Here is a 7940-nt window from a genome sequence, read left to right as displayed (position 1 = left end):
ACAAGGTCAAACAGTTCCGCAGGATCGCCACCCGATACGACAAGACCAAGGCATCCTTCGCCGCGTTCCTCAATCTCGCCGCGGCTCGCATATGGCTGCAAGACTTTGTCAACAGGACCTAGTCTGGCTATCACGCCGGAAGGGCTTCCTCTCGGTCTCACGGCGGCCAAGTTCTGGTCGCGCGCCAAGTTCAAGGGGACCGCAGCGCTCAAGCGCAAAGTTAATCCGACGCGGGTACCGATCGAACAGAAGGAAAGCATGCGCTGGCTCGACAATCTGCGACGATCTTGCGACCTGACCGGCTCACCTGAGCGCTGCATACATGTCGAAGATAGGGAAAGCGACTTTTACGAGCTCTATTGTCTGGCGGAGGAACTCGGAACGAGTTTTTTGGTCAGGAGCTGTGTCGACCGCCTGGCCGAAGATGGCGACACGACCATCGCCCGTGTAATGGAAGCAACCCAATCCAGCGGCAGGCACGAAGTCCGGTTCCGCGATGCTAAGGGCAAGACGCAGCGGGCCGTGCTCGTTGTCCGGCACGCCACGATGACCGTTCGCCCGCCAATAGGAAAGCAAAAGCGATACAGGCATCAGCAGCTTCAGATCATCTATGCCGAGGAACTCAACCCGCCGGAAGACCGGGCACCCATCTCGTGGAAGTTGATCACGAACCTGCCTGTCGAGACTCATGCCGATGCTGTCAGCAAGCTCGAATGGTATGCCCTGCGCTGGAAGATCGAAACCTTCTTCAGAACCCTGAAGACCGGATGCCGTATCGAGGAGTTGCGCCTCACCACGGCTGACCGATTGGCAAACTGCATAGCCCTGTGCTGCGTTGTGGCTTGGCGCGTCTCATGGCTCACGATGCTCGGGCGCGATGCCCCAGATGCATGTCCTGCTACCGTATTCACGGACATCGAGTGCCGTCTGCTTGAGCGCTCAACTCCAGAAAACAAATCCAAGCCCCAGCGAGACCTAGATTTTTACCTCAGGGCAGTCGCTCGGCTCGGAGGTTATCTTGATCGCGCCTCCGATCCGCCACCAGGAACAACCGTCATATGGCGAGGCTTCTCCCGTCTGGCTGAATAGCCCCTAGATTTGTAGACGCCTTCTTCCCTAATTTTCAGGCAAGGAGGCCATGATGGGCACAAGCAATTTCAGTGACGATTTCAAGCGGAACGCGGTGGCGCAGATCACCGAACGGGGCTATCCGGTTTCGGAGGTTTCGAAGCGTCTGGGTGTGAGCGCGCATTCGCTCTATGCCTGGAAGAAGAAGTTCGCAAAGCCGGCCGATCCGGGCGAAGTTGATCAGGCTGTGGAGATCCGCCGACTGAAGCAGGAACTGGCTCGTGTTACCGAGGAGCGCGATATCCTAAAAAAGGCAACCGCGTACTTCGCCAAGGATGCAAAGTGAGGTACGCGTTCGTCGCCGAGCATCGCTCCGTGTTTTCGGTGCGGGCGATGTGCCGCTGCCTGCGCATCCATCCAAGCGGCTTTTATGCCTGGCTGAAGACCCCGCTGAGCAAACGGGCCCGGGAAGACATCCGCCAGACCGACCTGCTTGGCAAGGCGTGGAAGGAGAGCGGCAAGGTCTATGGATATCGCAAGCTTCATGACGATCTGCTCGATCAGGGAGAGAGGTGCTGCCTGAACCGCGTCGCGCGTCTTGCCAGGCTGGCTGGGATCCAGGCCCAGATCGGATACAGGCGGCGGCCGGGCAGCTATGGCGGAAGACCTTCCATGGTCGTCGACAACCGCCTCGACCGGCAGTTCGATGTGGAGGAACCCGACAGGGTCTGGGTGACAGATATCACCTACATCAGAACTCTGGAGGGCTTTGCCTATCTTGCCGTCGTGATCGATCTCTTTTCCCGCCGTGTCGTGGGATGGTCGATGCAAAACCGTCAGACCACGGATGTCGTGTTGCAGGCACTGCTCATGGCGGTATGGCGGCGGAAACCGAAACACAAGGTTCTAATCCACTCGGACCAGGGTTCACAGTTCACAAGCATGGACTGGGCTTCGTTCCTCAAAGCTCACAGCCTCGAACATTCCATGAGTCGGCGCGGGAACTGTCACGACAACGCTGTCGCCGAAAGCTTCTTCAACCTGCTCAAGCGGGAAAGGGTACGGCGACGAACCTACAAAACCCGCGAAGACGCGAGGCGGGATGTGTTCGACTACATCAAGATGTTCTACAACCCAAAGCGCAAACACGTCAGAAACGGAATGCTGTCACCCGTCGAATTCGAACGGCAGCAGAAAATGAACTCTGAAGGCGTCTAGAAAACGCGGGGCTATTCACGCCGATCTGGTCGAAGGGGCCCGCATCGTGCAACAGCCTTATCGTGAACAATGAACTTATGGGTAACAGCAAGCTTCACCGGACGCTTACACGTCACCTGCCATTCAGACGAAAAGAGTGCACCATCAAAATCTGGGATCAAACACCCAGGAGAACATCAAAACTGGACACACTCAGGTTGGGCGGATCAAGTTCAGAAATGCAATATGATTTCTGCGTAGCCTAGTTTATAAACGTATTTTGATATATGAGGCATTAAGCGACAATACTCATGGAGAAGTTTGTGAAACGTAAAAGAATTACTCCTTGGCCTGGACGCGAATTTAAAGATAATTCATTTATTCGCACCTTCTACGGAGCTCTAGTAGAGGCCGGTTTTGACGTTGATCCAGTACCTTCGAATCCTCTAAAAGGAATTCCAACCAAAAGTCATATATTTGTAATGCATTGGCCGGAACGGTTGTTTTGGGCGCGAAAAAATAGACTTATCTCTCCTTTTCAATCTTTCATTGATTTAATTATCTTTTATTCAAAGTTAAAGAGTTTTGTGCGCCGAAATGGAAAATTGGTCTGGGTCGTTAATAACCTTAAACCACATGGTATGAACTGGTTAGAAGGCGTAAGATGGAAAGTTCTTCTCAAGATTATACTTAGTAATTGCTCCTTGTGCTTGTCTCTATCTAAAGATACTTGTCTTGTCGTTAAGAACGAACTAGGAGCGGTTGCAAATTCAGAAGTAATCTTCGACTGGGTCGAACATCCAGCTTATCTTGAATTCACCTATTCAGAAGACATTGCTCGAAAAAGGAGGTTTTTCTATGGAATTTCCGACACGGATATCGTGTGCTGTATAACTGGCCATCTGAAGCCATACAAAGGTCTGGAGCAATTTGTAGAGCAATTTGTAGAGCAATTTTCGCATTTGACAGCTCTTACAAATCGGAGAATCTATCTTCAGATAGCGGGCAGGCCCGTTTCCACATCATATCTTAAAAAGTTGAAGCGCGTCGCGCAAGATAGACCCAATGTGCTTATAAAAGGGCAACGTGTTGACGATCAAGAACTTAATTCTATCCTAGCTGCATCTGATTTCTTCATTTTTAACTCAATTGATTATCTGCACTCTGGATCAATAATGGCGGCTTTGAGCGCAGGACTAATTGTGGTTGCTAATTTGACGCCATTCACAAAGAGTCTTCAGGACTCCTTAGGGCCAAACTATATCATTACGTTTGAGCAATTTTATGAAGGTATTAGCAACGGAAATTTGACGAATATAAATCCATTAGAGCGAACTCAAAGAAGCCGTTATGTGCAAGCACGGTTTTCTCATCATGGCCTATCGATTCAATTAAAAGAACGTTTGTCTAGGTTTGACGGCTGAGTGGAGAATAGCAAAAATGCCGAAGGTTACAATATGTACTCCTACGAAGAACGCAGAAAGCACAATCGAAAGAACAGCAAACTCTGTTTTGTCCCAAACCTATGATGATTGGACAATGTTAGTTTTAGATAACGGCTCGACTGATAATAGCATTGATATCTTGGACAGACTCTTTAGAAAAGCCGGCAGACAGGAAAAATTAAAAGTATTTTCTGATGAGAACTTGAACCTTTCAGAAGCCCGACATTTCCTTAGTAGTACAGGTGATAGTGAGTACATTGCGGTTTTAGATGCAGACGATCAATTTCGTCCAGATAAACTAGAAAGACAATTATGGATAATGGACAAAGAGAGCGATATCTCATTATGTGGTTCAGCTGCGATATGGTTCAGGGAGCATAAACTCGGCCGCTTAAATTATGATGAAGTAATAAGGACGTTTAGACCCGCGCAATATCAGTATCCACGGTTAGACACATTTAATCTTGTACATGCATCAATTCCTCATTCTTCTTTTTTTATGAGAAGAGCGGATTATGAAAAAGTAGGGGGGTATCGCCCATATCATCATGTAACTCACGACCACGATTTGATGCTGAGATTGAGTGACATTGGCTTAGTATTTTGTGATAAAGAACCATTGATCCGGTATCTTGTGCACGATAATGCGATATCCGCTCTAAAAAGGCGGGACCAAGTACAGAACGCAATTGTTTCTTATGCAAATCTATTCTTGAGGCGTATTAACGAACCTGAACTAACAGAAGTAATTCCGGAAGAAGAGGTGTTTATTTACTTGAAAAATATTGGGCGAGCAAAGGAGGCGAAGACACTACGATTGTTCTTTGAACAATACCTAAAATCCATGATGAGAAAACGCCATACCAATATCTCGAAAATAAGTCGGATTAATAGCATCAAAAATCTGACCATCAAATGCTGAATAAATCACGTAACGGAAAATGTTTCAATTACGTAGGCGAATATCAATGGAAGCAATCATATTCGGGCACAGTCATGTATGGTCTGTCAAAAGAGCCTTAGCGTCGGCTAAGGCTGTGAACAATATCAAGTATAATATAATATTATGCGGAACAAAGGAATTTCCCGGGCCGCTCGTTAATTTTAATATGAATGGAGAACCAAACCTAAACCAAGCACTTATTTCGGCATTAAATCAATATGAACCGAATAAAGAAACTTACTTGGTAAGTATTTCACAAGGAAATTACTACAATCAATTCGGTATGTATGTTGGTAATCGAGCATTTGATATTGATATATCAGGCTTAGCTGATTTACCCGAGCAGCCCGATTTGGATATTGTGCCGCTTGGAGCGGTACGTGAGGAGTTAACGTTGCTGGCTAACGAAGTGCCGTTGTTTCTGAAAATGATCACCAACTTTGGCTACGCTGGACTAATTGTTGTAGGCCCCCCTCCGCCACCTAAAGACGATCTGCACATTCTTGACCTAGCGAAACGCAGTGGCAAACTGAGCGCAATCTCGATGCCAGCACTTACACGCCTGAAATTATGGCATGTCCAAAATGCCATCATTCACGAAATGTGTGACAAATATAATGCTAAGTATCTTGTGAATGCGAAACCTGAGCTGTGCGATCCAATGGGATTCACGCAAGCGCAGTACGTTAAAGATGCCGTGCATGTCGATCATCATTTTTCTAAAGTGATGATCGATATGCTAAGTGAATGTATTTTGAGTTTATCTAAAGCTTAGGAGCTTTATATGGCAAACAATTGCCCGTATAGGAACATAGATACTACTTCTTATTGGAGTAAATCTGTAGCTAGATTACCAAGTTCCGAATTAGATCCTATCATATCTGTTAAATTTAATATTGATAAATTTAGCAAAATATCAACTGCCGGCAGTTGCTTTGCTCAGCACATCTCAAAACATCTGGAAGATAGCGGGTTTAATTATTATATCGCTGAAGAGGGAAACAGTCTTCTTTCTACAGATACTAAAAAAAGATATAACTATGGAACATTTTCTGCGCGATATGGGAATATCTATACAACGCGTCAATTAATACAAACTACTCTCAGGGCTTTTGGGAAATTTCATCCCATTGAGAACACATGGGTCGAAAAGACCGGTCGCATAGTAGACCCATTCCGTCCTTATATCCAACCCGAAGGGTTTTCTAGCGAGCGAGAACTTCAACGAGATCGAGAGCAACATTTCGCGGCGATTAGGAAGCTAATTTCTGAATTTGATGTCTTTGTATTCACTCTGGGCTTAACAGAGTTGTGGGAGTCTAGAAGAGATCACGCCGTATTCCCCGTTTGCCCAGGCTGCGGGGTTGGCACTTACGATCCGGAAAAGTACCGGTTTCGAAATTTAAGTGTGGAAGAAATAGTACAAGATTTAGGACAATTTATAGACATTTGTAAATTATATAATCCATTAGGAAAAATACTACTGACAGTTTCACCAGTACCATTGATAGCGACTATGGAGAAAAAGCACGTCTTAACCGCAACCACGTTATCGAAATCTATTCTTAGAGTCGCTGCGGAAACCATTGCTTCCCACTATGATCACGTTGACTATTTCCCTTCATATGAAATCATTACCGGACAATATTCTCGTGGGCGTTATTATGATGATGACCTAAGAACAGTAACAAACGAAGGCGTCAATCATGTTATGAAGTGTTTTTTTCGGCACTACGCAAAAGTAGAACTTACTAGTAGCAAGATTGAATACCAACAGAACGAAAACGGTCAACGATCATCATCACCTTCAAAAGAGCTTAATACGATAATTTGTGACGAAGATAGATTAGAGAATTATGTGTGAATATCTTTCTTGATAAAGTTAGGCGGATAACGCAATCTATAGTGTAGGATCGCCAGTTGATGATGAATTGCAGTTCTGACAATAATATATATATATCAATAATATTGACGTCGTACAATCGGCCAGTGTTAGTTGAAAAATTATTTGAAGAATTTAACCGTCAACGTAAAAGGTGTAGTAAACGTGTTGAAATCATCGTAATCGATGATGGGAGTAAATTACGTCCAACAATATCCGAAAAATCTGACCACATTTATATTCAGTTGACCGAAAATATGGGTGCCCCATATGCGAGAAAAATTGGATATCAGACCAGTTCCGGACAGTTTATTCATTTTCATGATAGTGATGACTCTGTTCCAGTGGATTGGCTGGAGAAGACGATTACTTCCCTGGAGGAAAATGAACCAGATCTTTTGATAACATCAAGAATAAGTTCTAAGAAGAACTCTATAAATATTGTCACGCCGAACTATCTTAGTAAGATTACTGCACCAAGTAAGGTTAAACACTACCTGCAATACGAAAATTGTATCGGCCCGTTAGGCGGTGTAACCTTTTCTAAACGAGCACTATTGCGTTGTACATTTCAGAATATATTATCGTGCCAAGATTGGCATATGTACTATGAATCAATAGATTCGGAAAGCAAAATAATATTATCAAAATCGAACACATTTACCTACAATCAAGTCGGGGAAGATCGAATATCTTCATCAGTCCATAAAAAGATTAACGGATTAGAGCAATATTTTTACTTGGTTCACGATAAAAAATGGCGTTGCGGACTAGCGTTACATTTTGCGTTAAAAAAATATGAAATCAGAGCCGGTAATACGTTTTGGCGACGAAGTTACTTGTGGTTTTTAAGAATAATCGTCATGTTTTTAGCACGACGACAAAGTGCATGTCGATTTCTGGATAAATTTTTACCGTAGGTGATAGACGAGGTGACGTAGCCCCCTTCCCATAACATCGCCCGTTGCACCGCATTCATTTGCGCAGAGCCATCGGCAACCTCCTGAGAAGGAAAGCGGCCACGCTCTAGATGTGAGCATTTTCCGATCACTCCGGGTCGTAGCCGGCAGCAGAAAAGTAGTTCCGGCACTCAGTAGGACTGAATAGTTCTATCCCTTTGGCGATGGCCTCCCAGAGATCGTCCCTTGTTCTCGCTGCGGTTTTCTTGAGGAAGCTTTTAAGTTTCGAAAACGCCATCTCGATCGTAAGCGCCGTCTGCGCCCTACGTAGTTTCGTGAGCGTCCGTTGTCGCCGACCTGCTGTTTTTCGATTTGGTGCGCTAACCCGCATTTCTCACAGTGTTGTCGCTTGATGGGTTTCCGTCGGGCAGTTTTCTGATTGTGTCGGGTTACCGGTTTCATGCCGAGCGGTGCCGCCGCCGCGTTTTGCGGCGGTGGGTTTGTCA

The 7940-nt window shown here is 45.6% G+C and carries 7 protein-coding genes and 1 pseudogene; all 8 read left to right on the top strand.

Going from position 1 to position 7940, the window contains the following annotated elements; all coding sequences use genetic code 11:
* A pseudogene (locus tag M0H32_RS29250) lies at nt 1–122 on the top strand (IS5 family transposase); the annotation flags it as partial.
* Nucleotides 106–1089, top strand: a complete 984-nt coding sequence (locus M0H32_RS29245) for an IS4 family transposase (protein WP_248160280.1) — start codon at nt 106–108, stop codon at nt 1087–1089. The pseudogene M0H32_RS29250 and the gene M0H32_RS29245, both read left to right, overlap by 17 nt.
* A gap of 52 nt (nt 1090–1141) precedes the next feature.
* Nucleotides 1142–2286, top strand: a protein-coding gene (locus tag M0H32_RS29240) for an IS3 family transposase (RefSeq protein WP_248160277.1) whose coding sequence is annotated in 2 segments (ribosomal slippage) — nt 1142–1385 and nt 1385–2286 — 1146 coding nt in all. Because the reading frame shifts where the segments join, the coding sequence is not laid out codon by codon here.
* Nucleotides 2287–2588: 302 nt separating this feature from the next.
* Nucleotides 2589–3689 carry a glycosyltransferase gene (locus tag M0H32_RS29235; RefSeq protein WP_248160275.1) on the top strand — a complete coding sequence of 367 codons (1101 nt, stop codon included), beginning with the start codon at nt 2589–2591 and terminating at the stop codon, nt 3687–3689.
* A 16-nt stretch (nt 3690–3705) separates the two neighbouring features.
* Entirely contained in the window at nt 3706–4632 is a 927-nt protein-coding gene (locus tag M0H32_RS29230) for a glycosyltransferase (RefSeq protein ID WP_248160273.1), read from the top strand.
* Nucleotides 4633–4678: 46 nt separating this feature from the next.
* A complete protein-coding gene (locus M0H32_RS29225) occupies nt 4679–5428 on the top strand; it encodes a hypothetical protein (RefSeq protein ID WP_248160271.1) in 750 nt (249 codons plus the stop codon).
* A 9-nt stretch (nt 5429–5437) separates the two neighbouring features.
* Entirely contained in the window at nt 5438–6517 is a 1080-nt protein-coding gene (locus tag M0H32_RS29220; protein ID WP_248160269.1) for a GSCFA domain-containing protein, read from the top strand.
* Between the two features lie 59 nt (nt 6518–6576).
* Nucleotides 6577–7455: a glycosyltransferase family 2 protein gene (locus M0H32_RS29215; RefSeq protein ID WP_345779404.1), complete on the top strand. Its 879-nt coding sequence runs from the start codon at nt 6577–6579 to the stop codon at nt 7453–7455.
* Nucleotides 7456–7940 lie beyond the last annotated feature (485 nt).

This window comes from Roseibium sediminicola, from assembly GCF_023156505.1.
GTDB lineage: Bacteria > Pseudomonadota > Alphaproteobacteria > Rhizobiales > Stappiaceae > Roseibium > Roseibium sediminicola.
Note: the sequence above shows the minus strand (reverse complement) of the source record. Positions and strands in the feature narration are given on the sequence as shown.